A 25,632-nucleotide genomic window follows, 5' to 3' on the forward strand; every position below is an offset into this window, starting at 1 on the left:
AAGCCCCGTCCAGCGGGGCTTTTTTTCGTCCAGGGCTGCGAGGGGGGCAAGACCCGTTCCCACCCCGAAAGGCGCCTCGAGCGTGACCGCCCTGTCCAGTGCCGCGAACGGCATGGACGGGCCCCTACGACGGTCTCCTGCACGAACCTCGGCGGCGGCAGCGCCCCCACCGTCCAGCCGATGCGGGGCTCAGGCCGCCAGCCAGAGATACGTGCCGGTTATCGCCAGCGTGGCCAGGGTGACCGGCACGCCCAGCCTGGCGTGTTCCTGCCAGTCGATCCTGATGCCTTTGCGTGCCGCCTCGTTGACGACGATCAGGTTGGCGATGCTGCCGACGATCAGCAGGTTTCCCGCCAGCGTGCTGGAAAGGGCCAGCACGGTTCCCGCATGTTCGCTTGCCGTCGTCGGCAGAAGCAGCATGACTGCCGGCACGTTGGAAACGACGTTGCTGAGAACGAAGCTGCTCAGGAAGAGCAGCCCCGGTGCCCGCAAGTCCAGGCCATTCGATGCGAGCGCCTCGACGACGCGGGAAGGCAGCCCCGTCTGCTGCATGGCGTGATTGACGACGAACAGTCCCATGAAAAGGATCAGCAGTTGCCAGTCCACGAGGCCGAGCATCCGGCGCGAATGAAGGCGACGGCTGGTCAGCAGAAGCCCCGCCCCAGCCAATGCCATCAGGTCGCGCGGCCAAGGCGCGAGCAGGAAGGCGGCGAACAGCACGGCGGCGACCGCCAGCCCCTTGCCGGTCTGCCACAGGTCGAGCGGCGTATCTTCTGCGTCGCGGGCATCGCCGGCTGACAGCGCGGACGATTCGGCCGGAGCCCAGCCGTGACCGCGCCGCAAGGCCACGATGAGCCCCCAGGTCACGATCAGGCTCAGCGCCACCGGAACGGATGCGACCAGAAGATACCGGCCGAACGACAGGTTGAGCGTCTGCCCGATCAGCATGTTTTGCGGATTGCCGATGAGCGTCGCTGCGGAGCCGATATTGGTGGCGCAGGCGAGACCAATCAGGAAAGGCGGGGGATCGAGCCGCCTGGCAAGACATATCTCCGCGATCACGGGCGCCATCGCCAGGCAGACGACATCGTTGCTGAATACCGCCGACAGATAGGCGGCGACCGCGAGGATGGCGGCCAGCAGCATGGACGGCCGAATGTGCAGCGAGCCGACCCGGCGGGCCATCCAGGGATAGAAGCCGCCCAGGCGAAGCTGCGCGGAAATCACCATGAACGCGAACAGCAGGATCAAGGTGGGCGCGTGCAGTGACCGGAAGGCTTCGTCGACGCTCATCGACTGCGATGCGACAAGGGCGATCGCCCCGAGCAGCGCAATGCCGGTGCGGTCCAGTTGCAGAAACGGAAGCCCGCCGAAGATCATTCCCAGGTAGACGAGCAGGAATACCGTAACGACGAGCGAAGTCATCTTGATTTGAGCGGGCGTTGATTGGTCATTGGGCGGCTCGGTCTATTCGGTGCGCGTTCGTTTCGGTAGGTTCAGGCGCGACGCCCCGTTTGCCTCGGTCCGCCCCGTTCCTCGGAGACGCGTCAAGCGTGACCCTTTGCGATTCCGTTCGCGGTTCACGACGAGCCCGCACCGGCGAGCCGGATCCGCGTCCGCACGGCGGCGCGCAGGTTTCCGTCCGGCGTCGCACGGCGACATTGTAGGCAGTCCCCGCGGTAAAATGTCGCCTTTCGCATTGCAGGGGTCGGCATGATGAACGCGCCTCAGGTAGGGGTGGTGATGGGGTCTTCCAGCGACTGGGAGGTGATGAAGCACGCGGCCATTCTGCTGAAGCAGCTCGGCATCCACTTCGAGACGCGGGTCGTCTCCGCGCACCGCACGCCCGATCTGCTGTACGAATACGCTGCCAGCGCCGAGGCACGCGGCCTCAAGGCGATCATCGCCGGCGCCGGCGGCGCCGCCCACCTGCCCGGCATGATCGCGTCGAAGACCATCGTGCCCGTGCTCGGCGTTCCGGTGCCGTCGAAATACCTCAAGGGCATGGATTCGCTGCTGTCCATCGTGCAGATGCCGAAGGGCATTCCCGTCGCCACCTTCGCCATCGGCGAGGCCGGCGCAGCCAACGCCGCGCTGTTCGCCGCCTCGCTGATCGCCCGCTACGACAACGGGCTCGCCGAACAGCTCAACGATTTCCGCCGCGGCCAGTCCGACTCCGTGCTGGCGATGGAGCTGCCCGATGTCGACTGAGCTGCCGATCCTGCCGGGTGCAACGCTCGGCATCCTCGGCGGCGGCCAGCTCGGCCGCATGTTCACCATCGCCGCGCGCACCATGGGCTACAAGGTCATGGTGCTCGACCCCGACTTCGCCAGCCCCGCGGGGCAGATGGCCGACGTCCACCTGCAGGCCGACTATACCGACCACGGCGCGTTGAAGCATCTCGGCAGCGCCTGCGCGGCGGTCACCACCGAATTCGAGAACGTTCCCGCCGCGAGCCTCATCGAGCTCGCCCAGCACTGCCGGGTGTCGCCCGGCGCGCAATGCGTCGCCATCGCCCAGGACCGCAGCCACGAGAAATCCTGGCTCGCGCAGAACGGCTTCGCCACCGCGCCGTTCGCGCTCGTCTACAACGAGGGCGACCTCGACCAGGGCATTGCCGACACCGGCACGCCGGCGATCCTCAAGGTCGCGCGCTTCGGCTACGACGGCAAGGGCCAGGCGCGTGTCAACAACCTGGAGGAAGCGCGCGCCGCATTCCGCGAGTTCGGCGGCCAGCCGTGCGTGCTCGAAGGCTTCGTCAAGCTCGAGCGCGAAGTCTCGGTGGTGCTGGCGCGCGATGACGCCGGCCGCTGCGCGCTGTTTCCCGTCGCCGAGAACCGCCACGAGAACGGCGTCCTCGACGTCTCCATCGTTCCCGCGCGCGTGACCGACGCGCTCGCCGGGGAAGCGCGCGCGATGGCACGCGACATCGCCGCCCAGCTCGGCTACGTCGGCGTCATGGCAGTCGAATTCTTCGTCGCGGACGGCAGGCTGATGGTCAACGAGATCGCACCGCGTCCGCACAACTCCGGCCACTACACGCTCGATGCCTGCGCCACCGACCAGTTCGAGCAGCAGGTGCGCGCGTTGTGCGGCCTGCCGCTGGGCGACACCCGGCTGCTGTCTCCGGTGGTGATGGTCAACATCCTGGGCGACCGCTGGCAGGCCGGCGGCCCGCACTGGGGCACGCTGCTGGCGCACCCGAACATCAAGCTGCACCTCTACGGCAAGGCGACACCGCGCCCGGGCCGCAAGATGGGGCATTTCAACGTGCTCGACGCCGACGTCGCGACCGCCCTGCAACTCGCCGAACAAATGCGCGATGCGCTGTAGCGCGTCGCGCGCACGCCGCTTCCGGACGCTCGTGCTGCTGCTCGCCGGCGGTGCATCCGCCGCCGGCGCGGCGCAGCCGACGCTGCACATCGGCGCGCACGCCTTCCATGTCGAGGTCGCGGATACGCCCGCTGCGCGTGCACGCGGCCTCATGGGCCGTACCCATCTCGCCGCCGACGCCGGCATGCTGTTCGTGTTCGAGCATGCCGGCCGCCCCTGCTTCTGGATGCGCGACACGCCGTTGCCGCTCTCGGTTGCCTTCATCGACGAAGCGGGCCGCGTCGTCGGCCTGGCCGACATGCAGCCGCGCACCGAGACGCCGCACTGCCCGGGCAGCGACATCCGCTATGCGCTCGAGGTGCGGCAGGGCGAATTCCAGCGCCGCGGCATCCCGGTGGGCGCAAGCGTAGGCGGCCTGCCGCGTTAATCGGCGAGGGCCCGCATTCGTCCCCTCGCCCGCAAGCGGGATAAGCGGCGACCTGCCCGCTTGCGGACCTGGTCGATTGCGTAGAGGCATCATCAGAGGGTTGGGGAGACGGAGCGGGAGACGGCGGCTCCAGCCGCTCAGGGCGCGATCGACTGGACGCGCAGTTCCATCGTGCTGTCCGACGCGTCGCTGCGCAGCACGCGCACCGGCAGGTAGTGGCGGTCGATCGCCAGCCACGCCTCGAAGCGGCCGTCGTCGTCGCCGGCCCGCACCAGATGCAGCGTGCGCAGCGGGCCGAGCGCGGTATCCAGCATCTCCTCGCCGCGCACCTCGTAGGTGTATTCGCGCAGCTTCCTGCCGTTGAACACCGTGAACCGCTGGCGTCCCTCGGGCGGCGGTGCCGTCAGCGCGAACTGGAAGAACAGGCTGAGCGCGTCCTGCACGGTGCCGTTGTAGCCGAAATGGCGCACCGGACCCTGTGCCGGGGTCACGGCAAGGTCGCCGCTTGCCGCGTCGAAGCGCGCGCTGCTGCGCTTTTCGCCGCGCTGGTCCCAGAATTCCTGCGGCTGCAGCCCGGTTGGCGTGATGCGCCCACGGCTCGTCTGCGCGAAGCGGCCGCGGTAGAACAGCCCGGTCAGGCCCGTCGCCGCTGCCACGCTCGTCACCGTGTAGTGCTCGCCTTCGTTCACCCAGACCAGGGTCTGCTCGCCCGACGCCAGCCCGTAGCGGAGCTCGAAGCGCATGTCGATCCGCGGCGGCAGGGCATTCAGCGGCGGCGGCGCAGCAGCCTCCGCGACCGGTGCCGCCGCTTCCTCGCCGCCAACGGCGGCCGGCGACGGCACGGCAGGGGGCTGCGGGATTTCGATCGGCTCGTCCGCAGGCGGCGACGGTGCTTCGACCGCAGGCGGAGGAGGCGGTACGGCAACCGGGCGATGCAGGGGAACAGTCTTGGGCAACGGCGGCTTGGGGCGCGGCGGCGCGGCGGTCGGAGCGGGCGGCGAAGCGAGCTGGACCTCGAGCGTGGACGGCTCGGCGGGCGGCGCCCCCGGAAGCCATCGCCACGCCATCCCGCCCAGCAACCCGACATGCAGCAGAAGCGAAGCGGCCAGCGCGAGCCACCAGGGGCGAACGCGGCGCCGCACGGGCTCAGCCTCTTACGCTGGCACGCACGAGACGCTGTTCGACGGTGACCCCGTCTTCACTCACGCGGATCTGCACCGGCAGGTTGTTGCGCGCCGGTGCGACCCACACGGTGATGGCCTTTTCATCCGGTTTCTGCGTGATGCGCTGGAACCGCTGCGTCGCCAGCGCGCCCACCGGCGTCTGGATGGCGCCGCCTTCGCTGCGCACGTAGTGATAGTCGTTGAGATCGCGGCCGCTCACGACCTGCACGCTGTAATCGCCGGGGAGCGACGGCACGAACATGAACTGGTAGAGCTGGGACAGCTGGTCCTGGGCCCCGGGCTGCAGGCCGTCGACACGTCGGGTCGCGCCCTTGTATTCATAGGTGATGCTGCGCTGCTTCCAGTCGAGCCGGGCGGTCGCCAGCTTGTGCGGCGCGTCGCTGCGGGCGTGCCGGAATTGCAGCGGCCGCAGGCCCTGCGGCGTCACCACGCCGGTGCTTTCGAGGCGGATGTTTCCGGGCCACAGCATCTTGAGCGGACCGGTCGCCCGCGTTTCGCTCGTCAGCGTATAGCGCGTGCCGCTGCGGGTGAAGGTGTCGGTGACCTGGCCGAGCTTGATGCCGTTGCGATACAGGTCGTACACCAGGTTCATCTGCGCGGGGCCGGCCGCATGGGCGGCCCCCGCGAAGAGCGCTGTAGCCAGCACGAGCAGTCTGATCATGGTCACCCTTCCGGAACCAACACTGACTGTGACGTCGAATCGTCCTGCAAGTTTACGCGGCCGTCACGGATCGCCAGCCGCCCTTCGGCGAACCAGCGGACCGCCTGCGGGTAGATGCGGTGTTCCTGCGCCAGCACCCGTGCCGCCAGGGTCTCCGGGGTGTCGTCCGCCCGCACCGGCACCGCGGCCTGGATCACGATGGGCCCGTGGTCGAGGTCGGCGGTGACGAAGTGCACCGTGCAGCCGTGGACCTTGACGCCCTCGGCCAGCGCACGCTCATGGGTCTTCAGCCCCGGGAACATCGGCAGCAGCGAGGGGTGGATATTGAGCAGGCGGCCCTCGAAGCGGGCAATGAAGGCCGCGCTCAGGATGCGCATGTAGCCGGCGAGCACGACGAGGTCGGGCCGGTGACGCTCGATTTCGTCGGCCAGCCGCGCGTCGAACACCGCGCGGTCGGCGTATTCCGTATGGTCGAGCGCGGTCGCGGGGATGCCGCGCTCACGCGCCCAGGCGAGGCCGGCAGCCTGCGGGCGGTTGCTGATGACCGCGGCAATCTCGATCGGCAGCCCCGCCTCGGCGATTGCGCGGAAGTTGCTGCCGCGCCCCGACAGCAGGACGACGACGCGGGTCACGAATAGATCACCTGCTCCGCGCCTTCGGGACGCGCGACGATCTCGCCGATCTGCCAGACGGTCTCGCCGGCGGCCTCCAGCTGCGCCTTCGCCGCGGCGGCATCGGCGGCGGACACCACCACGCACATGCCGATGCCGCAGTTGAAGGTGCGCAGCATTTCCGCGGGCTCGACGTTGCCGGCCTGCTGCAGCCAGTCGAACAGCGGCGGGCGCATCCAGCTCGCCGGGTCGACTTTCGCGGCGACGGCTTCCGGCAGGCAGCGCGGCAGGTTGCCGGTGATACCGCCGCCGGTGATGTGCGCCATGCCCTTGACGGCGAGCTTCTGCATCAGCGCCAGCAGCGGCTTGACGTAGATGCGGGTCGGCGCCATCACCGCATCGGCGAAGGGCCGGCCGTGGAAGTCGGATTTCAGGCCGATGCCGGAGACGTCGATCAGCTTGCGGATCAGCGAATAGCCGTTGGAGTGCGCGCCGCTTGAAGCGAGCCCCAGCACGACGTCGCCGGGCACGATGTTCTGGCCGCCGATGACCCGGCTTTTCTCGACCACGCCGACGGCGAAGCCGGCGAGGTCGTACTCGCCGTCGGGGTACATGCCGGGCATCTCGGCCGTTTCACCGCCGATGAGCGCGCAGCCGGCCTGCTCGCAGCCGGTGGCAATGCCGGCGATGACCGCCTCGGCGGTGTCGAGGCTGAGTTTGCCGCAGGCGAAATAGTCGAGGAAGAACAAGGGCTCGGCGCCCTGCACGAGGATGTCGTTGACGCTCATCGCGACGAGGTCGATGCCGACGGTGTCGTGGCGGTTGAGCTCGAACGCGAGTTTAAGCTTGGTGCCGACGCCGTCGGTGCCGGATACCAGCACGGGTTCCTTGTATTTCTTCGAGATCTCGATCAGCGCGCCGAAGCCGCCGATGCCGGCCAGCACCTCGGGGCGCAGGGTGCGCCTGGCCAGCGGCTTGATGCGCTCGACCAGTGCATCGCCGGCATCGATATCGACCCCGGCATCTTTGTAGGAAATGGAAGACACGCCCGGCTCCAGTATCAAAAAAGTGCGGTATTTTACCGCCTATGTCGACTCCCCGCCCGTTCGCCCTGCCGTGGTTCGCCCTGGCCAGCCTGCTGGCGGCGGGCTGGCTGCTCCACCTGCTGGCCCCGATCCTCACCCCCTTCCTCGCCGGCGCCCTGCTCGCCTACATGTTCGATCCGCTGGCCGACCGGCTGGAAGCGCGCGGCCTTTCGCGGACTGTCGCGACGCTGGTCGTCATCCTGCTCGCGGGGCTGGGCGTGTTCGCGCTGCTGCTGGTTGCGCTGCCGCTGTTCCAGGGCCAGTTCGCCGAACTGGCCCGGCGCGTGCCGGCGGCACTCGATCTGCTGCAGACACGGGCCCTGCCCTGGCTCTCGCGCACGCTCGGCGTCACGCTCGACTTCGATCTCGCCTCGCTGAAGAGCTGGCTCACCGAGAAGGCCGCGCAGAACGGCACGGCCTGGCTGCCGCGGCTGCAGACGGGCGCCCTCGCCGTCGTCGGCGTGCTGGCCAACCTGCTGCTGGTCCCGGTCGTCATGTTCTACCTGCTGCGCGACTGGGACGTGATGATCGGGCGCCTCGCGGCGCTGACGCCGCGCGCCTGGCTCGCGACGGTGACGCGCGTCGCGCGGGCGATGGACGCCGTGGTCGGCGAATTCCTGCGCGGCCAGCTCGCGGTCATGGCGGCGCTGTCGCTGTATTACGTCGCGGCGCTGTGGGTCGCCGGCGTCGACTACGCGCTGCCGATCGGTCTCCTGACCGGCGTGCTGTCCTTCGTGCCTTTCCTCGGCTTCGGGCTCGGCGTCATCCTGGCGCTGCTGGTGGCGCTGCTGCAGTTCGCCGACTGGACCGGCGTCGCGTGGGTCGCGGGAATCTACCTCGCCGGACAGGTGCTGGAAAGCTACGTCTTCACGCCACGGTTGGTGGGTGAACGCGTCGGCCTGCATCCGGTCGCGGTGATCTTCGCGCTGGCGGCATTCGGCCAGCTCCTCGGCTTCGTCGGCGTCCTGCTCGCGGTGCCGCTCGCGGCCGTCCTGCTGGTCGCGCTGCGCGAACTGCGCGGCGTCTACGAGGCGAGCGCCTTCTACCGCGGCGGCTATAATGCCGGCTCTTCCGAACCCGCACCGCCCGCCATGACTGCACCGCTCCTCGGCCAACCTTTGCTCGAATCGCGAATCGCCTCGCTGCCGCTGGTGCACCGCGGCAAGGTGCGCGACATCTACGCGGTCGGCGACGACCAGCTCCTGATCGTCACGACGGACCGCCTGTCGGCCTTCGACGTGGTCATGCCGACGCCGATCCCGGGCAAGGGCGAGGTGCTGACCAAGGTCTCGGCCTTCTGGTTCGACAAGCTGAAGGCCATCGTGCCGAGCCAGGCGCTCGACATCGCGCCGGAATCGGTGGTGGCGGAAAACGAGCGCGACCAGGTCGCGGGACGGGCGATCGTGGTCAGAAAGCTCAAGGCGCTGCCGGTCGAGGCGATCGTGCGCGGCTATCTGGTCGGCTCCGGCTGGAAGGAATACCAGGCAAGCCAGTCGGTGTGCGGCATCAAGCTCCCTACCGGCCTCCAGCAGGCCGACCGCCTGCCCGAGCCGATCTTCACCCCGTCGACCAAGGCGGCGGTCGGCGCGCACGACGAGAACATCAGCTTCGATGCGATGGCCGGGCTGATCGGCGCCGAGCTGGCCAAGCAGGTGCGCGACGTCAGCCTCGCCCTCTATAAGTCTGCTGCGGAGTACGCACTCACTCGCGGCATCATCATCGCCGACACCAAGTTCGAGTTCGGGCTCGACGAAGCCGGCAGGCTGGTCTGGATCGACGAGGCGCTGACCCCGGATTCATCGCGCTTCTGGCCGGCCGACCAGTACCGCCCCGGCAGCAACCCGCCCAGCTTCGACAAGCAGTTCGTGCGCGACTGGCTGGAAGGCAGCGGCTGGAACAAGCAGGCGCCGGGACCGGCGCTGCCGGCGGAGATCGTGGCGAAGACCAGCGAGAAATACCGCGAGGCGATGGCGCGGCTGCTGAATTAGCGCGTTGTTACTTCAAGGTTGTCTTGAGGAAGCCCGCGACCGCATCGACCATTTCCGCCTCGTGGCCGGTGTAGAAATGGTCGGCATGCGGGATCGTCTCCTGCCGCGAATGGCGGTCCACCAGCGACGCACGCCGCTTCGCCGCGCCCGTCAGCACCGGCGCCAGGTCGTTGGCGCCGTAGAGGTCCAGCACCGGCAGCTTGAGACCGGCGTAGTCGTCGACCGAGAGTCCCAGGCTGGCCCATGCCTGCACCGCCGCATCGGGATGGCCGGCAAGGTAGGCATGGCTCATGCGCGAGCCCATGCTGTGCGAGACGATGGCGAGGTGCGTATAGCCCTTGGCCTTGAGGAAGTCGACCGCCTGGCCGATGCGCGCGGCAGCCTCGGGGAAGGTCGGCGGATAGTCGCTGCCCTGTGCATCGGCGGCCAGGACGGGCATCTGGACCGACAAGGTCGCCAATCCACGGTCAGCCAGTTCGGTGCGCAGGGTTCCGATCAGGCCCCAGTCCGGGTGGATACCCATGCCGTGCACGACGATCACCGCACGGTCGCCTGCGGCCGGCGTGAACAGCGCGAGGAACCTGTGATGGCCGCGCGGCGTTTGCAGGTAGACCGGGTCGCCGACCACCAGGCCCGGCAGGACTTCATCCGCCCATTTCTTCTCGCGGGCATAATCGGCGACCGGCTGCGCGAGCGCCGCCATGGAAAAGAGCGCGGCCAGCGCTCCGAGCCATCCCATCAACAAGTTTTGCTTCATCTCGGCCCACCCCGGCGTTAAAGTTCAGATTTCCAGCACCCGATAATTCTACGAAAGCGTGGTTTTATCAACCATGAAGGCAGACCCAACGTGACCGCCAAGCCTCTGCGCATCGTGTCCTCCTCGTCGACGTCCAGCGCGCAACGCGATCCGCGTCTGCGCGGCGGCGCGCGCGTGGTCATCGTCGACGACCGCAGCACGGCGCGCAGCCTGCTGGAAGGGCTGGCGCGCACGCTGGAACCGGGCGTCATCGTCGAGAGCTACGCGAATCCCCAGGACGCGCTGGCGCAGATGCAGTTCAACACCCCCGATCTCATCATCACCGACTACCGCATGCCCGGCATGGATGGCATCGAGTTCACCCGCCGCATCCGCGGCGAACGTCGACTCGCCGACGTGCCGGTCATCATCGTCACCGTGGTCGAAGAGCGCCAGATCCGCTACCAGGCGCTGGAAAACGGCGCCACCGACTTCCTTACCCGCCCGATCGATCCGCAGGAATGCCGGGCCCGCTGCATGAACCTGCTGGCGCTGCGCCGCAGCCAGAAGCTGGTGGCCGAACGCGCGCAATGGCTGGAAGACCAGGTCATGCAGGCGACCCGCGAAGTGCGCACACGCGAGCGCGAAACGCTGATGAAGCTCGCCAAGGCGGGCGAATACCGGGACGAGGAGACCGGCAACCACATCCTGCGCATGTCCCGATACGCGCGTCTGATCGCCGAGGAGCTCAAGCTGACGGCGATGGAATGCGACGAAATCGAGGCCGCCGCGCCGATGCACGACATCGGCAAGATCGGCATCCCCGACCAGATCCTGCTCAAGCCCGGCCGCCACACGCCGGAAGAGCAGAAAATCATGCGCCGCCATCCCGTGATCGGCCACGAGATCCTTGCCGACAGTCCTTCGCGCTACCTGCAGATGGGCGCGGTGATCGCGCTCGGGCACCACGAGAAGTTCGACGGCACCGGCTACCCGCAGGGCCTGGCGGGCGATGCGATTCCCTTGCCGGCGCGCATCGCGGCCGTTGCCGACGTCTTCGACGCCCTCACCTCCGACCGCCCCTACAAGCGCGCCTGGTCGTTCGAGGATGCGCTGCGCTTCGTCCGGACCGAAAGCGGCCGCCACTTCGACCCGGACTGCGTGCGCGCCTTCGAACTGCGCATCGATGCCGTGGCCGCCATCATGCGCGAACTCGGCGACCCCGCCAGCTGACCGAGGCATGGTTCCCACGCCGCATATCGCACTGCCCGGCCCACTTCGGTATCTCGCCAAGCGCATCAGCAAGCGGCCGGATACCGAGTCCCAGCAGGCCCTCGTCCGGGTCGCCATCGGGCTTATTTTTCTGGCCTATTTCTCCAGCAGCCTTGCGACACTCGATGCCGCCACGCGCAGCGGTGTCCAGCTTTTCCTCGCCCTGTTCACCGGGATTGCACTTCTCATTGTCGTGCTCTCGCTGATCGACTTGAAAACCTCGCCCGCGCGCCGAATCTTCGCAATGGGCCTGGATTACGCGACCTGCTCATTCCTCCTGACCTATACGGGAGAGGCCGGCAGCCCGCTGCTGGTGGTCTACCTGTGGGTCACGCTGGGCAACGGCTTCCGGTATGGCGTCGCCTACCTGTACGCCGCCACGGCCATGGCGATTGCCGGCTTCCTGATGGTGCTCGCGTATTCGCCCTATTGGAGCCTGCACATGTCGATCGGCGTGGCGTTCGTGCTGTCCATGATCGCCGTGCCGCTCTACACGGCCTCGCTCCTGAAGCAGGTCCATACCGCGATCCAGCGCGAGCGGAAGGCCAGCCTCGCGAAATCGAGCTTCCTGGCCAACATGAGCCACGAGCTCCGCACGCCGCTGAACGGCGTCATCGGCGTGGCCGACCTGCTCGCCGAGACCCGGCTGGACAAGGAGCAGCAGGAATTCGCCCACATCATCCGCAGTTCGGCCCATACCCTGCTCGAGTTGATCGACAACGTCCTCGACATCTCGCGCATCGAGGCCGGGCGCATCAGCATGACCCGCGAGGACTTCGACCTTCACCGCCTCGTCAACGGTACCGTCGCGATGCTGGCATCGCAGGCCCACGGCAAGGGGCTGGTGCTGGCGTCGCACGTCGCACCGCAGACGCCGTTTCACCTGCACGGCGACGCCCGCCACCTGCGCCACATCCTGATCAATCTGATCGGCAACGCGATCAAGTTCACCGAGCACGGCCGGGTCGACGTCTATATCCGCCCCGTCGGCCAGGGCCAGCCGCAGCGCCTGCGCTTCGAGATCGTCGACACCGGCATCGGCATCCCGGAAAGTGCGCAGGCCCGCATCTTCGACAGCTTCACGCAGGCGGATCCCGGCATCACGCGGCGCTTCGGCGGCACCGGCCTGGGGACGGCCATCGCCAAGCAGCTGGTCGAGGCCTTGGGCGGCGAGATCGGCCTGCACAGCCGGGAGGCGGAAGGCAGTACGTTCTGGTTCGAGCTGCCGTTCGCGGTGCAGGCGCCGGACGCGAACCTCCCTGCCGAGCAATTCGACGCCCCGATGCGCGTGGCCGTCCTGGCCAGCGGCGAACTAAGCACCCGCCTCCAGACGGTGATCCGGAGCTGGGGCGCCGAAACGGTTCCGGTCGACAACACGGCCCGGCTGGCTGCCGAGCTGACGACCTGTCTGGTGAGCGGCACACCGCTGGGGGCGGTGGTCGTCGAGCGCAGCGTCCTGCCGGGCCACCCGGTTGCCTTCCTGCACCTGCTGCGTGACGACCCGAGCCTGGCATCGTTGCCGGTCATCCTGATCGAATCGGATGCGGCGGCCCCGTTGTCCGGAGACCTGAACCTGACGCGCGAAGGCTACGCCTCGGTGTTGCGCACGCCGGTCAACTCGACGCTGCTCTTCAACGCGATCCATGCCGCCATCAGCCACGACATGCCCGAGAACGTCGTTTCCCTGGCGAACCGGCTGCAGTCCCAGATCGAACCCGCAGCCAGTCTGAAGATTCTCGTGGCCGAAGACAATCCGGTGAACCAGCGGGTGATCCGCGGATTGCTGGAGCATGCCGGACACAAGACCTATCTGGCGCATGACGGTGAAGAGGCCCTCGCCATGCTGGAAGCCGAGGAGCACGCGTTCGACCTGGCGATCATCGACATGCATATGCCACAGCTCTCGGGCCCTGAAGTCGTGCAGCGCTGGCGCTTCATGGAGAGCGGGCATTTGCCCGTCATCATGCTGACGGCCGATGCCCGCGCGGAAGCCCAGGCCGCCTGCGAAGAGGCCGGTGCGGACACCTTCCTGGTCAAGCCAGTCAACAGCCGCGAGCTGCTCGACACGATCGCCCGAATTGCAGCCGAGATGACGCCTAGCCAGGCGGTCCGACCAACGCCCGCTCCTGCCATCGACCCACGCGAACTCGACGAGTCGGTTCTGGATGAACTCACGCAGATGGGCGGCCCCGCTTTCGTCGAAGACCTGCTGGCCAGTTTCAACGACGATAGCGCGCGTGCGCTGCGCGACATCGAGCAGGCCTTGTCCACCCAGGACTATGCCTTGTGGCACGATCAACTGCACATGCTGAAGGGCGGCGCCAGCGATATCGGAGCCCACTTGCTGGCCCAACAGTGTGCGGAAGCCGAACGAATCAAGCCCTTCGAACTGGCCACCAGCGTCGCGCAAGACCGGTTGAAGGCCGTGCAGGATGCGCTGGTGAGCACACAGGCCGCGCTTGAGACGTATCAAGCCAGAAAACTACGCGCGGAAAGCCTTTGATACCTCGGCATCGACGCTCCGCATGTCGATTTTGCTGGTTTGCCGATTCACCAAACGCTCCATCATTCTCAGATCCTTTGACTCGAGGCGAAGCGCCGCATCGACCCATATTTCGGTAATGCGGATCAATTCTTCGTAGGAGGCCGGCTGACTGATCTCGCGTGCCGCACGCATCGCCATGATCCCGTTGCGGGATTTGTCTTCGCGCCGAACATAGTCGTAAACCGCGGCCTCTCCCCCGCCAGCCTCAGCGAGGACATCCACCACCCCCATCTCATGCAACTCTTCGGCAAGATAGAGCTTGCCGCTGCGAATGATTTTCTCGGCCACGTGATACCCCACTCGCCGCCCCAGGTAGGTCATCGCCCCCATGCCCGGAAACAGATTGAAAAGAATCTCCGGCAGCCCCATTTTCGCTCCACGCTCCGCGATCAGAACATTGGCTGCCAGCGCGCATTCAAAGCCGCCGCCCAATGCCTGGCCCTGCACCAGAGCGATGCTGGTCACGTTCGGGCGGTTCAAGTGCTTGTGCACCGCATAGGAGGAATCGATGCACGAGATGGCATAGCGATAGAGCGCATCGCGGTCGCGCGCCGCAATGTGCTTCATGAAAAGGTCGAGATCCCCGCCGAGGTTATATATTCCCGGCACGCTCGACGCCAAGACGAAATATTTCACGTCGGTTTCCTCGGGATTGTCGATCATGCTGACCATGCTGCCCCACCATGCCAGCATTTCCCGCAACAGCGTGGGCGTAAAGCACGGGCGCGGCTCCCCTTGCATGTAGCCCCATGCGATCTGGCTCTTATCGTCGAAATACGTCGCCAGTTGGCTGAAATTGTTTTGTTGCGGCTGCAACGAAGTACGAACTGCTTCCAGATGTGCCATGTGTGTCTCCACGAAGTGAGTTGATCGACCATGCGACGGATTTTCGGCATGTGTCGAAAGACTAACGTGGGGATTAGGGCCGCTCAAGCATGAAATCGTGGCGCGCGACACACCTCAAGATATGGTGGAGTTCGACTGCCAGCCCCGCAATATCGGGCCTGCGCCCGTGCGACCTAGAAACTCCAGAGCATGCGCAGCGCCAGCGCGAACAGAAGCAGCGCAAAAACCCGCTTCAGCCTGCGCACCGGCAGGCGATGGGCGGTGCGTGCGCCCAGCGGCGCGGTGAGCACGCTGCCCACGACGATGCCCGCCAGCGCCGGCAGGTAGACGAAGCCGAGGCTGCCCGAGGGCAGGCCGGGCGCGTGCCAGCCGCCCAGCACGTAGCCTGCGGCGCCCGCCACCGCAATCGGAAAGCCGATTGCGGCCGAGGTGGCGATCGCGCGGTGGAGCGGCACGTTGTGCCACAGCATGAAGGGCACGGACAGCGTGCCGCCGCCGATGCCGACCCAGCTCGATACGGCACCGATCAGGCCGCCCGCGACGGCGGTGCCGGCCCGCCCGGGCAGCGCGCGGTGCGGCGTGGGCTTGAAATCGAGCCACATCTGGGTGGCAGCGTAGAACAGAAACACGACGAAGAACACCTTCAGCACCGTGGCCGGCATCTGCGTCGCCAGCATCGCGCCGGCCAGCGTGCCGACAACGATGCCGGACGCGATGCGCCGTACCACCGGCCATTCGACGGCACCGTGGCGATGGTGCGCACGCACGCTGGACAGCGAGGTGAAGAGGATCGACGCCAGCGAGGTACCGAGCGCGAGCTGCGGCTCCATGCCGGCCGCAAGGCCTTGGCCGTGCAGGAGGAAGATCAGCGCCGGCACGATGATGAGGCCGCCGCCGACGCCGAGGAGCCCGGCGAGGAAGCCTACGACGAGACCCAACGCGCCGCAGGCGGCGAACAGCGCCGGGTCGATCATCACAGATGCTTGACGATGAAGGCGTACTCGGCCGGATCGACCGGCGTGATCGAGAGGCGGTTGCCCTTCTGCAGGATGCGCATGTTGGCGAGCTCGGGATAGCCGCGGATCTCGGCCAGCGGCATCAGCCGCGTCTTCTTCACGAGCCTGACGTCGACGTTGAACCAGCGCGGATTCTCGGGCGTCGCCTTGGGGTCGAAATACTTGTTCTTCGGATCGAACTGGGTGGCGTCGGGATACGCGAGCACGCTGACTTCGGCCAGCCCGACGATGCCCGGCTCGGCGCACGACGAGTGGTAGAACAACACCTTGTCGCCGACCTTCATCTGGTCGCGCATGAAATTGCGCGCCTGGTAGTTGCGCACGCCGTACCAGGCGACGCTTTGCTTGGACATGGCAGCGAGGTCGTCGATGCTGACGTCGCTGGGTTCGGATTTCATCAGCCAGTAGCGCATGTCGGTCAGGGGTCGCTCGAATCAGCCCGCACGACGCGGGGGACGGAATCGTCCGCTCAGTAATCGCCGCGGGCGCGGCGAAGCGAGAGGACGGCAAAGACGATTCCGACCGCCAGCCCGCCGACGGCATCGAGCACGACGTGCTGCCGGGTGGCGATCGTCGACCAGATGATAACCGAACACTGCAGCACGTTCAGCCACTGCAGCAGCCGCGGGGCGGCGAGGCGGGCGAACAGGCGGTCGAGCCAGAACGCGGAGAACACGGCGGTCGCGACGTGCAGCGACGGAAACGCGTTGCTCGCCGCGTCGAGGCCCTTGATGAAGGCGAACTGGGGATAGGCCGCCCAGTCGATCGCGGCCGGCGGCGTGCTGGTGGGAAAGATCCAGAAGATCGCCAGGCAGAACACGCACAGCCAGGCGATCCAGAGGCCGAACAGGAGCAGGGCGCGCAGGCTGCCGAGCAGCGCCGGCGCCAGCGAGACGTAGACCCAAAGCGACAGGTAGGCCGGCAGCGCCGCCGGAGAGAACCCGATCCAGCGGTCGAGCCAGGTCACCGGCATGACCACGGGCGGCGTCAGCGGATTGCGCAGGACGGCGAAATAGGCCCAGAAGAACAGCAGCATGAAGCCCATCGTGCCGAGCGCCTTGAGCGGCCACAGGACAGCGACGCGGGCGGCGATCTGGCGGCGCCAGGAGGGTGCGGGCGAAGGCTCCATCATGGGGTGCGATCAGGGCCGGGTGATTGAAAGTCGGATCGCCGGACAGCCGGAGCGGCGCCGGCAAACCTTGGGGCGCCGGGGGCGATCGGATAAAATCCGCACAGTATGAAATCTCTTGAACTGATTCGCAATTTTCTCACCACGCGGCAAGGCGTCGAGGCGACCCGGGTCGTTCCCGATGCCACGCTGGCCGACCTTGGCGTCGACTCGCTGATGATGCTCGAACTGATGTTCGAATGCGAGGACCAGCTGGGCGTCAAGCTTCCCGAGGACCTGACGAGCCCGAAGACCGTCGGCGAGATGGCGGCGCTGATGGACGGGCTGCTTGCCGGCCAGACGGGCTGACGCATGAAGCAGCGGCGTGTGGCGATCACCGGCCTCGGGCTGGTCAGCCCCTACGGGGGCGATCTCGGCGATTTCTTCGGCCGCCTGTGCGCCGGCGAATCCGCGGTCCGGCATCTTGTCACCGACGACCCGCCGCGCCCGCTCTCGATCCCCTTCGTCGGCTGCCCCGCCTTCGACGCCGACGCCGCGCTCGGCAAGCCGCTCGCCTCGATGATGGACCGCTTCGCCCAGCTCGGCATGGCGGCGGCCTTCGCCGCCTGGGACGATGCCGGCCTCGAACGCGCGCCGGGCGAGGAATCGCGCGACCGCTGGGGCGTCGCCTGGGGCACCGCGCTCGGTGGCACGCTCGCCTACGAGAGGGGCTATCGCGACCTGTGGCAGAACGGGCGCGACCGCCTGTCGCCGCTCACCGTGGTGCTCGGGATGAACAACGCCGCGAACGCGCACATCTCGATCCAGCTGGGGCTCGGCGGCGTGAGCATGAGCCACACGGTGGCGTGCGCGTCGTCGGCCGTCGCGATCGGCGAGGCGTTTCGGCGGGTGCGCAGCGGCGAGGCGCCGGTGATGCTGACCGGCGGCTCCGACGTCCCGCAGGCCTACGGCGTCGCGCGCGCCTGGGAAGCGATGCGCGTGATGGCCCCCGGCGACGCCGCCACCTCGCCGTCCGCCTGCCGCCCCTTCGCCGCCGACCGCCGCGGCCTCGTGCTCGGCGAGGGTGGCGCCGCGCTGGTGCTCGAGGATTGGGAACACGCCCTCGCGCGCGGCGCGCGCATCCACGGCGAGATCATCGGCTACGGCACCAGCTGCGACCACACCCACCTGGTGCGCCCCGAGGCGGCCGGCCAGGTGCGCGCGCTGGAGGCCGCGCTGGCCGATGCCGGCCTCGCGGCGGCCGACGTCGACTACGTCAACGCGCACGGCACCGCCACGGCCGAGGGCGACCCGGTCGAGGTCGCGGCGCTGCGGCAGGTGTTCGGTGGACGCGCCGCGTCGCTTCCCGTCAGCGCGACCAAGTCGATGCACGGCCACCAGCTCGGTGCGGCCGGCGCGATCGAGGCCATCGCCACGGTCCTCGCGCTGCGCGAGCAGGCGCTGCCGCCGACCGCGCATCTGAATCCGGACACGCTCGACCCGGCCTGCGCCGGCGTCGACCATGTGTTCACCGCCCGGCGCGGCGTGCCGCTGCGCGCGGCGCTGTCCAACTCGTTCGCGTTCGGCGGCAGCAACGCGGTGCTCGCGTTCCGCGCCGCCAGCCGGTAATCCTCCAGAAAGCCCGTCATGTCCGAAACCGTCTCCTCCCAAGCCGTCGACGCCCTGCTGCCCGAAGTCGCCGCCCTCATCGTCGAAGCGCTGAACCTGGAAATCGCCCCCGACGAGATCGCCCCGGACGCGCCGCTGTTCGGCGAAGGCCTCGGGCTCGACTCCATCGACGTCCTGGAAATCGCGCTCGTCCTCTCCAAGCGCTACGGCTTCCAGCTGCGCTCGGACAACGCCGACAACGTGCGGATCTTCGCCTCGCTGCGGGCGCTGACCGCCCATATCGCCAGCCAGCGGACGAAATGACCGCCCCGTCCCAGGCGCTGCGCAGTCTGGCCCTGGTCGCCCTGATGACCGCCTGGGCCATCGCCGCCTTCTTCGGCGGCTCGGGACGTGGCGACCCCGACTTCAACGCCGCCGTCGGTGCCGCACCCATCGTCGCCTTCCTTGCGATGCTGCTGTGGCGCGCGCGGCACCCGCTCTGGGTCGCGGCAAGCGGCCTCATTCTCGCCGGCGCACTCGCATGGCTGTGGCCCACGCTGCGCGAGAACGCGCCGCTGCTGTATCTGGTCGAGCACGTCGGCACGAACCTGGCGCTCGGCGCGCTGTTCGGCCGCACCCTCGTCGGCCCCGGCGAGCCGCTGATCACGCGTTTCGCCGGCCTCGTCCACCCGGGTCCGTTGTCGGAACGCAAGCGCCGCTACACGCGGCAGGCGACGCTGGCGTGGACCCTGTTCTTCGGGATGAACTCCGCGCTGTCCGCCCTGCTGTTCGCACTGGCGCCGCACGCCGTCTGGTCGTTCTACGCGAGCCTGCTGACCGCGCCGCTGGTCGGCCTCATGTTCGCCGCCGAACACCTGTGGCGCCTGCACGCGCTGCCGCCGGAAGAGCGTCCGCGGCTGGCCGACGTCATGCGCGCATGGCGCCAGCGCGCGTCGGTGCGGAATCCATGAGCGCGCTGCCGCTGATCACCGGCCTCGGCCTCGATGACGTCCTCGCCTGGCTGCCCGAAGGCCCGCGCCGCGTGCGCGACTTCCTCGCCGACGCGGACGCCCTGGCGCGCCGCCTGCCGCCGGGCACGGCGCTGCTCAACGTCTGCCACGACCGCTACCGCTTCGCGGTCGGCTTCGCGGCGGGACTCGTCAGCGGCCGCGTCAGCCTGCAGCCGGCATCGCAGTCGGCGGAGACGCTCGCGCGCATCCGTGCCGACTTCCCCGACGTGGTCTGCCTGGGCGACGGCGCATTCGACACGCTCGATCTGCCGCGTCTCGATTTCCCCGACGTCCTGGACGCCGATCCCGAGCACGTCGCGGCCATCCCGACGATCCCCGCCGATCGCCTGGCGGCGATCCTGTTCACGTCCGGCTCGACCGGACTGCCGCAACCGCATCGCAAGACCTGGGGCCGGCTCGTCGCCAACGGGCGCGCCGAAGCAGTCGCACTCGGGCTCGACCGCTCCGCTCACACCCTCGTCGCCACGGTTCCGGCGCAGCACAGCTACGGCTTCGAATCGAGCTTCCTGCTGGCGCTGCACGGCGGCTGCGCGTTCGCGTCGGGCAAGCCCTTCTATCCGCAGGACATCGCCGCCGCGCTCGACGCGGTGCCGCGGCCGCGCATGCTGGTAACGACCCCCTTCCATCTGTCGACCCTGCTGGCGGCCGGCATCGCGCTGCCGCCGATCGACCGCATCCTGTCCGCCACCGCGCCGCTGTCGCCGGCGCTCGCCGCCGCGGCCGAGGCACGTACCGGCGCGCCGGTGCACGAGATCTACGGCTCGACCGAAAGCGGCCAGCTGGCGACCCGCCGCACGACCGAGGGCGCAAGCTGGGCGCTGATGCCCGGCGTCCGGCTCGATCAGGACGGCGACATCACGACCGCCTGCGACGGCCATGTCGAGGGCCGCGTCGCGCTGTCGGACCGCATCGAGCTGCTGCCGGAGCGCCGCTTCCTGCTGCACGGGCGCCACGCCGACCTCGTCAACATCGCCGGCAAGCGCACCTCGCTTGCCTACCTCGACCACCAGATCGCCGCCGTGCCGGGTGTCGTCGACGCGGCCTTCTTCCTGCCCGATGACGACGCGGCCGGCGGCGTCACGCGCCTCGCCGCCTTCGTCGTCGCGCCGACGCTGACCCGCCGTCAGCTGCTCGATGCGCTGCGCCGGCGCATCGACGCCATCTTCCTGCCACGGCCGGCGATCTTCGTCGACGCGCTGCCGCGCAACAGCACCGGCAAACTGCCGCGCAGCGCGCTGCAGGCGCTCTACGAGGCCAGGATCCACCATGCCGCCCACTGAGTTCAGCTGGGACGTCCCGACCGGCCATCCGACCTTCCCCGGCCACTTTCCCGGCCGCCCCATCGTGCCGGGCGTCGTCCTGCTCGACCAGGCGATCCTGTTTGCCGAACGCCTGCTCGGCAGGCCGCCCGGCCCCTGGCAGATCGGCAACGCCAAGTTCCTGAGCCCGGTCGGCCGGGCCGAGACGCTTGTGTTCAGCCTGCAGCCGACCCCGCGCGGCGCCATCGCCTTCACCGTGAAGTGCGGCGCGCGCGACGTCGCCTCCGGCAGCCTGACCCCGGCCGCGACATGAGCGGGCAGGCGACGCCGAGCTGGCTGCGCCAGCAGGAACGCAGCAATCTCGCCATCCTCCGCCTGATGGTGTGGATCTCGCTGCGCTTCGGGCGCGCCGCCGGCCGCGTCGTGCTCGCCGGCATCGCGCTCTACTTCACGCTCTTCGCACCCAGGGCCCGCCGCGCCAGCCGCGCCTACCTGAAGCGCGCGCTCGGCCGCTGGGCGAACTGGGCGGACGGCTACCGCCACGTGTTCAGCTTCGCGACGACGATCCACGACCGCGTCTACCTGCTCAACGGGCGCTTCGACCTGTTCGACATCGAGGTCGTCGGCGCCGAGGCCCTGCAGGCGGCTTTGAGCCAGCAGCGCGGCGTCATGCTGATGGGGGCGCACCTCGGCAGCTTCGAGGTGCTGCGCGCGGCCGGCCGCGGCCTCGCGGGACTCAAGGTGGCGATGCTGATGTACGAGGAGAACGCCCGCAAGATCAACGCCACGCTCGAGGCGATCAACCCGCAGGCGACGCAGGACATCATCCCGCTCGGGCGCATGGAATCGATGCTCGAAGCCCGCGACCACCTCGACGCGGGCTACCTCGTCGGCATGCTGGCCGACCGTTCGCTTGGCGATGACCCGACGGCCCGCCATGCCTTCCTCGGCGAGCCGGCGCCCTTTCCGCTGGGTCCATGGCGGCTGGCCGCAATGCTGCGGCGGCCGGTATTCTTCATGGCCGGCCTCTACCTGGGCGGCAACCGCTACCAGCTCCACTTCGTGCCGCTCGCCGACTTCACCGACACGCCGCGGGACGGGCGCGGCGCCGCGATCGCGGCAGCCATGCAGCGCTACGCCGAGTGCCTGACGCGGTTTTGCCGGCAGGCGCCCTACAACTGGTTCAACTTCTTCGATTTCTGGCAGGAAACATGATCCGACGTCTGTTCGCGGGCCTCGTCCTCGCAAGCCTGGCGGCCACGGCGCACGCCGCCTTCACCCTCGACCAGCTGATGGGTGCGCTCGCGCAGCACCCGGGCGGCCGCGCGAAATTCGTCGAGAAGCGCACCCTCGCGGTGCTCGACCGGCCGCTCATCGCCACCGGCGAGATGACCTACACGCCGCCCGACCGGCTCGAAAAGCGCACCCTGACGCCGAAGCGCGAAACCCTGGTGCTCGACCACGACCAGGTCAGCATCGAGCGCGACAAGCGCACCCTCACGATCAATCTCGCGAGCCGGCCGGAAGCGCTCGCCTTCGTCGACAGCATCCGCAGTACGCTCGCCGGCAATCGCGCGGCGCTGGAGAAGAACTACGCGCTGCAGCTCACCGGCAGCGCCGACAAGTGGGTCCTCACGCTGTCGCCGACCGCGCAGGCCATCGCGGCGATCCTGCAGCGCATCACGATCAGCGGCAGCGCGGACCAGATCCACACGATCGACTACCTGCTCGCCGACGGCGACCGTTCCGAGCTCACCATCGAGCCGCTCGGGCCGCGATGAACGCACGCGCCTGGCGGCCCCTGCTGCTGTGGCTGCTCGCCATGCTGGCGGGTGCAGCCGTGGCATGGCACAGCCGCTTCTCGGCCGACATGTCGTTCTTCCTGCCGGCACGGCCGACGGTCGAGCAGCAGGTGCTGGTCGACCAGCTCAAGGAAGGCGCGGTCTCCCGCCTGCTGATGCTCGCGATCGAGGGCGGCAGCGCCGGCGAGCGCGCCACCCTGTCGCGCGCATTGCGGCAGCACCTCGCCGCGCGCAGCGACTTCGCCTCGGTGCAGAACGGCGAGGCCGGCAGCGAGGGCGCCGCGCGCGATTTCCTGCTCGCGCACCGCTACCAGCTGAGTCCCGCGGTGACGCCCGCGCGCTTCAGCGTCGACGGTCTCCGGGCGGCGATCGCCAACAGCATCGACCTGCTCGCCTCGCCGGCCGGACTGATGCTCAAGCCCTATCTCACGCGCGACCCCACCGGCGAGCTGGTCGAGCTGCTCGGCGGCCTCAACGCCGGCGCCCAGCCCGACGTCGTCGACGGCGTCTGGGCCTCGCACGACGGCGAGCGTGCCCTGCTGCTGGCGCAGACGCGCGCACTCGGCTCCGACACCGATGGCCAGGAGCGGGCGATCGCCGAGGTGCGCGCGCAGTTCGCCGCCGCCGTCCGCGACACCGGCCTCGGCCGGCTCCGGCTCGAGCTTTCGGGCCCCGGGCTGTTCGCGGTGAAGGCGCGCGCGACCATCCGCGACGAGGTGACGCGGCTGTCGCTGATCAGCCTGACCGCGATCGTCGCCGTGCTGGTCTTCGTCTACCGCTCGCCGCGCCTGGTGCTGCTCGGGCTGCTGCCGGTCGCCAGCGGGGCGCTGGCCGGCGTCGTCGTCGTCAGCCTTGCCTACGGCACGGTCTTCGGCATCACCGTCGGCTTCGGCTCGGCGCTGATCGGCGAGGCGGTCGATTACGGGATCTACTACTTCGTGCAATCCGGCCGTCGCGGGCTCGCGTCCTGGCGACGGCGCTTCTGGCCGACTGTCCGGCTCGGCGTGCTGACGTCGGTGTTCGGCTTCGGCGCGCTCGTCTTCTCGGGCTTTCCCGGGCTCGCGCAGCTGGGCCTCTATGCGCTGACCGGGGTCGTGACCGCCGCGCTCGTGACCCGCTTCGTGCTGCCGCCGCTCGCCGGCGAGCGCATCGACGTCGCCGTCCCCGAACGCGCCGGGGCCGTGCTCGCGGCGGGGTTGCGCAGGATGCACGCGCTGCGCTGGCCGGTGATCGGGCTGGCGCTGGCCGCTGGCGCCTATCTGGTCGCCCAGCGCGACACGCTCTGGCTGCCCGACCTGTCGGTGCTGTCGACCGTGAGCGCGGAAGATGCCGCGCGCGACGCGCGCCTGCGCGCCGACATCGCCGCGCCGGACGCGCGCTATCTCGCCGTCGTCACCGCGCCCGACCGCGAAGCCGTGCTGCAGGCCGCCGAACGGGCCGGTGCACGGCTCGAGCCCCTGGTCGCCGACGGCGTCATCGGCGGCTACGACAGCCCGGCGCGCTTCCTGCCCAGTCGCGCCGCCCAGGCCGCGCGCCGGGCGAGCCTGCCGCCCGCCGACACACTGCGCCCGCGGCTGCAGGCGGCACTGGCCGATCTGCCGCTGTCGGCCGACAAGCTCGCACCCTTCATCGCCGATGTCGAAGCGGCACGCCGGCAACCGGCCCTCGACCACCACGACCTCGAGGGCAGCGGGCTCGCGCTCGCGGTCGATTCGCTGCTGCTGCACGGGCCGCGCGGGTGGAGCGCCCTGCTGCCGCTGCGTCCGGCCGGCACCGGCGACGGCGCGGACATCCCGGTCGCCCGGGTGCGCGCCGCGCTCGCCGGCAGCGGCGTCCTGCTGGTCGACATGAAGGGCGAGTTCGACGCGCTCTACGGCGATTACCTGCACCAGGCGGTCGTGCTGTCCGCCGCCGGCTTCGTCGCCATCGCCGGGCTGCTTCTGGTCGCGCTGCGCTCGCCGCGCCGTCTCGCCGGCGTGCTGCTGCCGCTGGTGCTGGCGGTGATGCTCGTCATCGCCGCGCTGCATCTCGCCGGCGAGCGCCTGCATCTGCTGCATCTCGTCGGCATGTTGCTGATCGTCGCGGTCGGCTCCAACTACGCGCTCTTCTTCGACGGCAGCGCGCTCGATTCGGCGACGCTGATGTCGATGGCCGTCGCCGCCACGACGACGGTGATCGGCTTCGGCACGCTCGGCCTGTCGTCGGTCCCGGTGCTGCACGCGATCGGCGTCACCGTCGGCCCCGGCGCGCTGCTGGCGCTGCTGCTGTCGGCCGTGTTCGCGCGCCGTGCCGGGCCTGCCTGAGCGATGAGCCGCCGCTGGACGCCCGCCCCCGCGCTGCAGGCGAGCCTCGCCGTGCACGCTGCCGCCGCGCTTGGCGCCCTCGCCGCGCCTGCCGCATGGCCATGGGCGCTCGGCGCGGTCGCGGCCAACCACGCGCTGCTGACGGCCGCCGGCCTGCTGCCGCGCTCGGCCCTGCTCGGCCCCAACCTGACCCGCCTGCCGGCCGCCGCGGCGGCGCGGGGCGAGATCGCGCTCACGATCGACGACGGCCCCGACCCCGAACTCACGCCGCGCGTGCTCGACCTGCTCGACGCAACCGGTGCGAAGGCCAGCTTCTTCTGCATCGGCTGGCGTGCGCGCGCGAACCCGGCGCTGTGCCGCGAGATCGTCGTGCGCGGCCACCGCGTCGAGAACCACGGTGATTCGCATTCGTGGGCCTTCTCCGCATTCGGCCCCAGGCGCATGAAGGCCGACATCGCCGCCGCCCAGGCAAGCCTCGCCGACATCACCGGCGCCGCGCCGCGCTTCTTCCGGCCCACCGCCGGCCTGCGCAATCCCTTCCTCGATCCGGTGCTCGCGGCGCTCGACCTGAAGCTCGCCGCCTGGACGCGCCGCGGCTACGACACGCGCGAAGGCCGGCCCGCGGTCGTGCTCGGGCGCCTGACGCGCGGCCTTGCCGGCGGCGACATCCTGCTGCTGCACGACGGCCATGCGGCGCGCACGCCGGCCGGCGAACCGGTGATCCTCGCGGTGCTGCCGACCCTGCTGCGCACGCTCGCCGAACAGGGCCTGCGACCGGTCACGCTCGCCGCCGTCGCCTGACGCGGCGCCGGGCCG

At 69.2% G+C, this 25,632-nt stretch carries 26 protein-coding genes and 1 pseudogene; 17 read left to right on the forward strand and 10 right to left on the reverse strand.

The window, feature by feature from the left end:
* Positions 1 to 189: 189 nt before the first annotated feature.
* Positions 190 to 1,425 carry an anion transporter gene (locus tag VA613_RS14105; RefSeq protein WP_324779655.1) on the reverse strand — a complete coding sequence of 412 codons (1,236 nt, stop codon included), beginning with the start codon at positions 1,423 to 1,425 and terminating at the stop codon, positions 190 to 192.
* A gap of 288 nt (positions 1,426 to 1,713) precedes the next feature.
* Here VA613_RS14105 and purE point away from each other — a divergent pair, with 288 nt between their 5' ends.
* From purE to VA613_RS14120, 3 genes are read left to right on the forward strand one after another with little or no spacing between them, the layout of a single operon-like run.
* A complete protein-coding gene (gene purE, locus VA613_RS14110; protein WP_324779656.1) occupies positions 1,714 to 2,211 on the forward strand; it encodes a 5-(carboxyamino)imidazole ribonucleotide mutase in 498 nt (165 codons plus the stop codon).
* Positions 2,201 to 3,334, forward strand: a complete 1,134-nt coding sequence (locus VA613_RS14115; RefSeq protein ID WP_324779657.1) for a 5-(carboxyamino)imidazole ribonucleotide synthase — start codon at positions 2,201 to 2,203, stop codon at positions 3,332 to 3,334. The genes purE and VA613_RS14115 overlap by 11 nt, the downstream gene beginning before the upstream one ends.
* Positions 3,324 to 3,761: a DUF192 domain-containing protein gene (locus tag VA613_RS14120; RefSeq protein WP_324779658.1), complete on the forward strand. Its 438-nt coding sequence runs from the start codon at positions 3,324 to 3,326 to the stop codon at positions 3,759 to 3,761. Before VA613_RS14115 ends, VA613_RS14120 begins: the two co-directional genes overlap by 11 nt.
* A 137-nt stretch (positions 3,762 to 3,898) precedes the next feature.
* On the opposite strand, the gene VA613_RS14125 is transcribed toward VA613_RS14120, so the two are convergent.
* From VA613_RS14125 to purM, 4 genes are read right to left on the reverse strand one after another with little or no spacing between them, the layout of a single operon-like run.
* Positions 3,899 to 4,903: a DUF3108 domain-containing protein gene (locus VA613_RS14125; RefSeq protein WP_324779659.1), complete on the reverse strand. Its 1,005-nt coding sequence runs from the start codon at positions 4,901 to 4,903 to the stop codon at positions 3,899 to 3,901.
* 4 nt (positions 4,904 to 4,907) lie between these two features.
* Positions 4,908 to 5,606 carry a DUF3108 domain-containing protein gene (locus tag VA613_RS14130; protein WP_324779660.1) on the reverse strand — a complete coding sequence of 233 codons (699 nt, stop codon included), beginning with the start codon at positions 5,604 to 5,606 and terminating at the stop codon, positions 4,908 to 4,910.
* Between the two features lie 2 nt (positions 5,607 to 5,608).
* Positions 5,609 to 6,238, reverse strand: coding sequence for a phosphoribosylglycinamide formyltransferase (gene purN / locus VA613_RS14135; RefSeq protein ID WP_324779661.1), 630 nt, complete (start codon positions 6,236 to 6,238; stop codon positions 5,609 to 5,611).
* Positions 6,235 to 7,263: a phosphoribosylformylglycinamidine cyclo-ligase gene (gene purM, locus VA613_RS14140; RefSeq protein WP_324779662.1), complete on the reverse strand. Its 1,029-nt coding sequence runs from the start codon at positions 7,261 to 7,263 to the stop codon at positions 6,235 to 6,237. Before purM ends, purN begins: the two co-directional genes overlap by 4 nt.
* 41 nt (positions 7,264 to 7,304) lie before the next feature.
* Here purM and VA613_RS14145 point away from each other — a divergent pair.
* Together VA613_RS14145 and VA613_RS14150 are read left to right on the forward strand one after the other, a co-directional pair.
* A pseudogene (locus tag VA613_RS14145) lies at positions 7,305 to 8,306 on the forward strand (AI-2E family transporter); the annotation flags it as partial.
* 87 nt (positions 8,307 to 8,393) lie between these two features.
* The gene (locus tag VA613_RS14150; protein WP_324781259.1) at positions 8,394 to 9,290 is read left to right on the forward strand and encodes a phosphoribosylaminoimidazolesuccinocarboxamide synthase; all 897 of its coding nucleotides are present in this window, start codon (positions 8,394 to 8,396) and stop codon (positions 9,288 to 9,290) included.
* A gap of 7 nt (positions 9,291 to 9,297) precedes the next feature.
* Here the strand turns inward: VA613_RS14150 and VA613_RS14155 are convergent, their stop codons facing one another.
* Positions 9,298 to 10,047, reverse strand: a complete 750-nt coding sequence (locus tag VA613_RS14155) for a DUF3530 family protein (RefSeq protein ID WP_324779663.1) — start codon at positions 10,045 to 10,047, stop codon at positions 9,298 to 9,300.
* Between the two features lie 90 nt (positions 10,048 to 10,137).
* Here VA613_RS14155 and VA613_RS14160 point away from each other — a divergent pair, with 90 nt between their 5' ends.
* On the forward strand, positions 10,138 to 11,259 hold the full coding sequence (locus tag VA613_RS14160) for an HD domain-containing phosphohydrolase (protein ID WP_324779664.1): 1,122 nt from the start codon (positions 10,138 to 10,140) through the stop codon (positions 11,257 to 11,259).
* A 7-nt stretch (positions 11,260 to 11,266) separates the two neighbouring features.
* Positions 11,267 to 13,801, forward strand: coding sequence for an ATP-binding protein (locus VA613_RS14165; RefSeq protein WP_324779665.1), 2,535 nt, complete (start codon positions 11,267 to 11,269; stop codon positions 13,799 to 13,801).
* Here VA613_RS14165 and VA613_RS14170 read toward each other — a convergent pair.
* The 4 genes from VA613_RS14170 to VA613_RS14185 form a co-directional block, all read right to left on the reverse strand.
* Positions 13,781 to 14,689 (reverse strand): crotonase/enoyl-CoA hydratase family protein, encoded by a 909-nt coding sequence (locus VA613_RS14170; RefSeq protein ID WP_324779666.1) that lies wholly within the window; start codon positions 14,687 to 14,689, stop codon positions 13,781 to 13,783. The genes VA613_RS14165 and VA613_RS14170 overlap by 21 nt on opposite strands.
* Positions 14,690 to 14,862: 173 nt before the next feature.
* On the reverse strand, positions 14,863 to 15,663 hold the full coding sequence (locus tag VA613_RS14175; RefSeq protein WP_324779667.1) for a sulfite exporter TauE/SafE family protein: 801 nt from the start codon (positions 15,661 to 15,663) through the stop codon (positions 14,863 to 14,865).
* Positions 15,663 to 16,118: an EVE domain-containing protein gene (locus VA613_RS14180; protein WP_324779668.1), complete on the reverse strand. Its 456-nt coding sequence runs from the start codon at positions 16,116 to 16,118 to the stop codon at positions 15,663 to 15,665. The genes VA613_RS14175 and VA613_RS14180 overlap by 1 nt, the downstream gene beginning before the upstream one ends.
* A 56-nt stretch (positions 16,119 to 16,174) precedes the next feature.
* Entirely contained in the window at positions 16,175 to 16,837 is a 663-nt protein-coding gene (locus VA613_RS14185) for a phosphatase PAP2 family protein (RefSeq protein ID WP_324779669.1), read from the reverse strand.
* 105 nt (positions 16,838 to 16,942) lie between these two features.
* On the opposite strand from VA613_RS14185, the gene VA613_RS14190 reads away from it, so the two are divergent.
* From VA613_RS14190 to VA613_RS14235, 10 genes are read left to right on the forward strand one after another with little or no spacing between them, the layout of a single operon-like run.
* Entirely contained in the window at positions 16,943 to 17,182 is a 240-nt protein-coding gene (locus VA613_RS14190; RefSeq protein ID WP_324779670.1) for an acyl carrier protein, read from the forward strand.
* A 3-nt stretch (positions 17,183 to 17,185) separates the two neighbouring features.
* Positions 17,186 to 18,442 (forward strand): beta-ketoacyl-[acyl-carrier-protein] synthase family protein, encoded by a 1,257-nt coding sequence (locus VA613_RS14195; RefSeq protein WP_324779671.1) that lies wholly within the window; start codon positions 17,186 to 17,188, stop codon positions 18,440 to 18,442.
* An 18-nt stretch (positions 18,443 to 18,460) separates the two neighbouring features.
* A complete protein-coding gene (locus VA613_RS14200; protein ID WP_324779672.1) occupies positions 18,461 to 18,745 on the forward strand; it encodes a phosphopantetheine-binding protein in 285 nt (94 codons plus the stop codon).
* Positions 18,742 to 19,392, forward strand: a complete 651-nt coding sequence (locus VA613_RS14205; protein ID WP_324779673.1) for a COG4648 family protein — start codon at positions 18,742 to 18,744, stop codon at positions 19,390 to 19,392. Before VA613_RS14200 ends, VA613_RS14205 begins: the two co-directional genes overlap by 4 nt.
* Positions 19,389 to 20,732 carry an AMP-binding protein gene (locus VA613_RS14210; RefSeq protein WP_324779674.1) on the forward strand — a complete coding sequence of 448 codons (1,344 nt, stop codon included), beginning with the start codon at positions 19,389 to 19,391 and terminating at the stop codon, positions 20,730 to 20,732. The genes VA613_RS14205 and VA613_RS14210 overlap by 4 nt, the downstream gene beginning before the upstream one ends.
* Positions 20,719 to 21,024, forward strand: a complete 306-nt coding sequence (locus VA613_RS14215) for a hypothetical protein (RefSeq protein WP_324779675.1) — start codon at positions 20,719 to 20,721, stop codon at positions 21,022 to 21,024. The genes VA613_RS14210 and VA613_RS14215 overlap by 14 nt, the downstream gene beginning before the upstream one ends.
* Positions 21,021 to 21,926, forward strand: coding sequence for an LpxL/LpxP family acyltransferase (locus VA613_RS14220; RefSeq protein ID WP_324779676.1), 906 nt, complete (start codon positions 21,021 to 21,023; stop codon positions 21,924 to 21,926). Before VA613_RS14215 ends, VA613_RS14220 begins: the two co-directional genes overlap by 4 nt.
* Positions 21,923 to 22,492, forward strand: a complete 570-nt coding sequence (locus VA613_RS14225) for a LolA-related protein (protein WP_324779678.1) — start codon at positions 21,923 to 21,925, stop codon at positions 22,490 to 22,492. The genes VA613_RS14220 and VA613_RS14225 overlap by 4 nt, the downstream gene beginning before the upstream one ends.
* On the forward strand, positions 22,489 to 24,816 hold the full coding sequence (locus VA613_RS14230) for an MMPL family transporter (RefSeq protein WP_324779680.1): 2,328 nt from the start codon (positions 22,489 to 22,491) through the stop codon (positions 24,814 to 24,816). Before VA613_RS14225 ends, VA613_RS14230 begins: the two co-directional genes overlap by 4 nt.
* A gap of 3 nt (positions 24,817 to 24,819) precedes the next feature.
* The gene (locus tag VA613_RS14235) at positions 24,820 to 25,617 is read left to right on the forward strand and encodes a polysaccharide deacetylase family protein (protein ID WP_324779681.1); all 798 of its coding nucleotides are present in this window, start codon (positions 24,820 to 24,822) and stop codon (positions 25,615 to 25,617) included.
* Positions 25,618 to 25,632: the final 15 nt, after the last annotated feature.

The sequence above is a fragment of the Thiobacillus sp. SCUT-2 genome, from assembly GCF_035621355.1.
GTDB classification, from domain to species: Bacteria; Pseudomonadota; Gammaproteobacteria; order Burkholderiales; family Thiobacillaceae; genus Thiobacillus; species Thiobacillus sedimenti.

Coding starts and splice junctions, on each gene's coding strand:
- VA613_RS14225 (WP_324779678.1), top strand. CDS start 21,923: ATGATCCGACGTCTGTTCGCGGGCCTCGTCCTCGCAAGCCTGGCGGCC.
- VA613_RS14155 (WP_324779663.1), bottom strand. CDS start 10,047: ATGAAGCAAAACTTGTTGATGGGATGGCTCGGAGCGCTGGCCGCGCTC.
- VA613_RS14170 (WP_324779666.1), bottom strand. CDS start 14,689: ATGGCACATCTGGAAGCAGTTCGTACTTCGTTGCAGCCGCAACAAAAC.
- VA613_RS14235 (WP_324779681.1), top strand. CDS start 24,820: ATGAGCCGCCGCTGGACGCCCGCCCCCGCGCTGCAGGCGAGCCTCGCC.
- VA613_RS14165 (WP_324779665.1), top strand. CDS start 11,267: ATGGTTCCCACGCCGCATATCGCACTGCCCGGCCCACTTCGGTATCTC.
- VA613_RS14195 (WP_324779671.1), top strand. CDS start 17,186: ATGAAGCAGCGGCGTGTGGCGATCACCGGCCTCGGGCTGGTCAGCCCC.
- purE (WP_324779656.1), top strand. CDS start 1,714: ATGATGAACGCGCCTCAGGTAGGGGTGGTGATGGGGTCTTCCAGCGAC.
- VA613_RS14130 (WP_324779660.1), bottom strand. CDS start 5,606: ATGATCAGACTGCTCGTGCTGGCTACAGCGCTCTTCGCGGGGGCCGCC.
- VA613_RS14205 (WP_324779673.1), top strand. CDS start 18,742: ATGACCGCCCCGTCCCAGGCGCTGCGCAGTCTGGCCCTGGTCGCCCTG.
- VA613_RS14120 (WP_324779658.1), top strand. CDS start 3,324: ATGCGCTGTAGCGCGTCGCGCGCACGCCGCTTCCGGACGCTCGTGCTG.
- VA613_RS14230 (WP_324779680.1), top strand. CDS start 22,489: ATGAACGCACGCGCCTGGCGGCCCCTGCTGCTGTGGCTGCTCGCCATG.
- VA613_RS14210 (WP_324779674.1), top strand. CDS start 19,389: ATGAGCGCGCTGCCGCTGATCACCGGCCTCGGCCTCGATGACGTCCTC.
- VA613_RS14115 (WP_324779657.1), top strand. CDS start 2,201: ATGTCGACTGAGCTGCCGATCCTGCCGGGTGCAACGCTCGGCATCCTC.
- VA613_RS14150 (WP_324781259.1), top strand. CDS start 8,394: ATGACTGCACCGCTCCTCGGCCAACCTTTGCTCGAATCGCGAATCGCC.
- VA613_RS14175 (WP_324779667.1), bottom strand. CDS start 15,663: ATGATCGACCCGGCGCTGTTCGCCGCCTGCGGCGCGTTGGGTCTCGTC.
- VA613_RS14215 (WP_324779675.1), top strand. CDS start 20,719: ATGCCGCCCACTGAGTTCAGCTGGGACGTCCCGACCGGCCATCCGACC.
- VA613_RS14190 (WP_324779670.1), top strand. CDS start 16,943: ATGAAATCTCTTGAACTGATTCGCAATTTTCTCACCACGCGGCAAGGC.
- VA613_RS14220 (WP_324779676.1), top strand. CDS start 21,021: ATGAGCGGGCAGGCGACGCCGAGCTGGCTGCGCCAGCAGGAACGCAGC.
- VA613_RS14200 (WP_324779672.1), top strand. CDS start 18,461: ATGTCCGAAACCGTCTCCTCCCAAGCCGTCGACGCCCTGCTGCCCGAA.
- VA613_RS14105 (WP_324779655.1), bottom strand. CDS start 1,425: ATGACTTCGCTCGTCGTTACGGTATTCCTGCTCGTCTACCTGGGAATG.
- VA613_RS14185 (WP_324779669.1), bottom strand. CDS start 16,837: ATGATGGAGCCTTCGCCCGCACCCTCCTGGCGCCGCCAGATCGCCGCC.
- VA613_RS14180 (WP_324779668.1), bottom strand. CDS start 16,118: ATGCGCTACTGGCTGATGAAATCCGAACCCAGCGACGTCAGCATCGAC.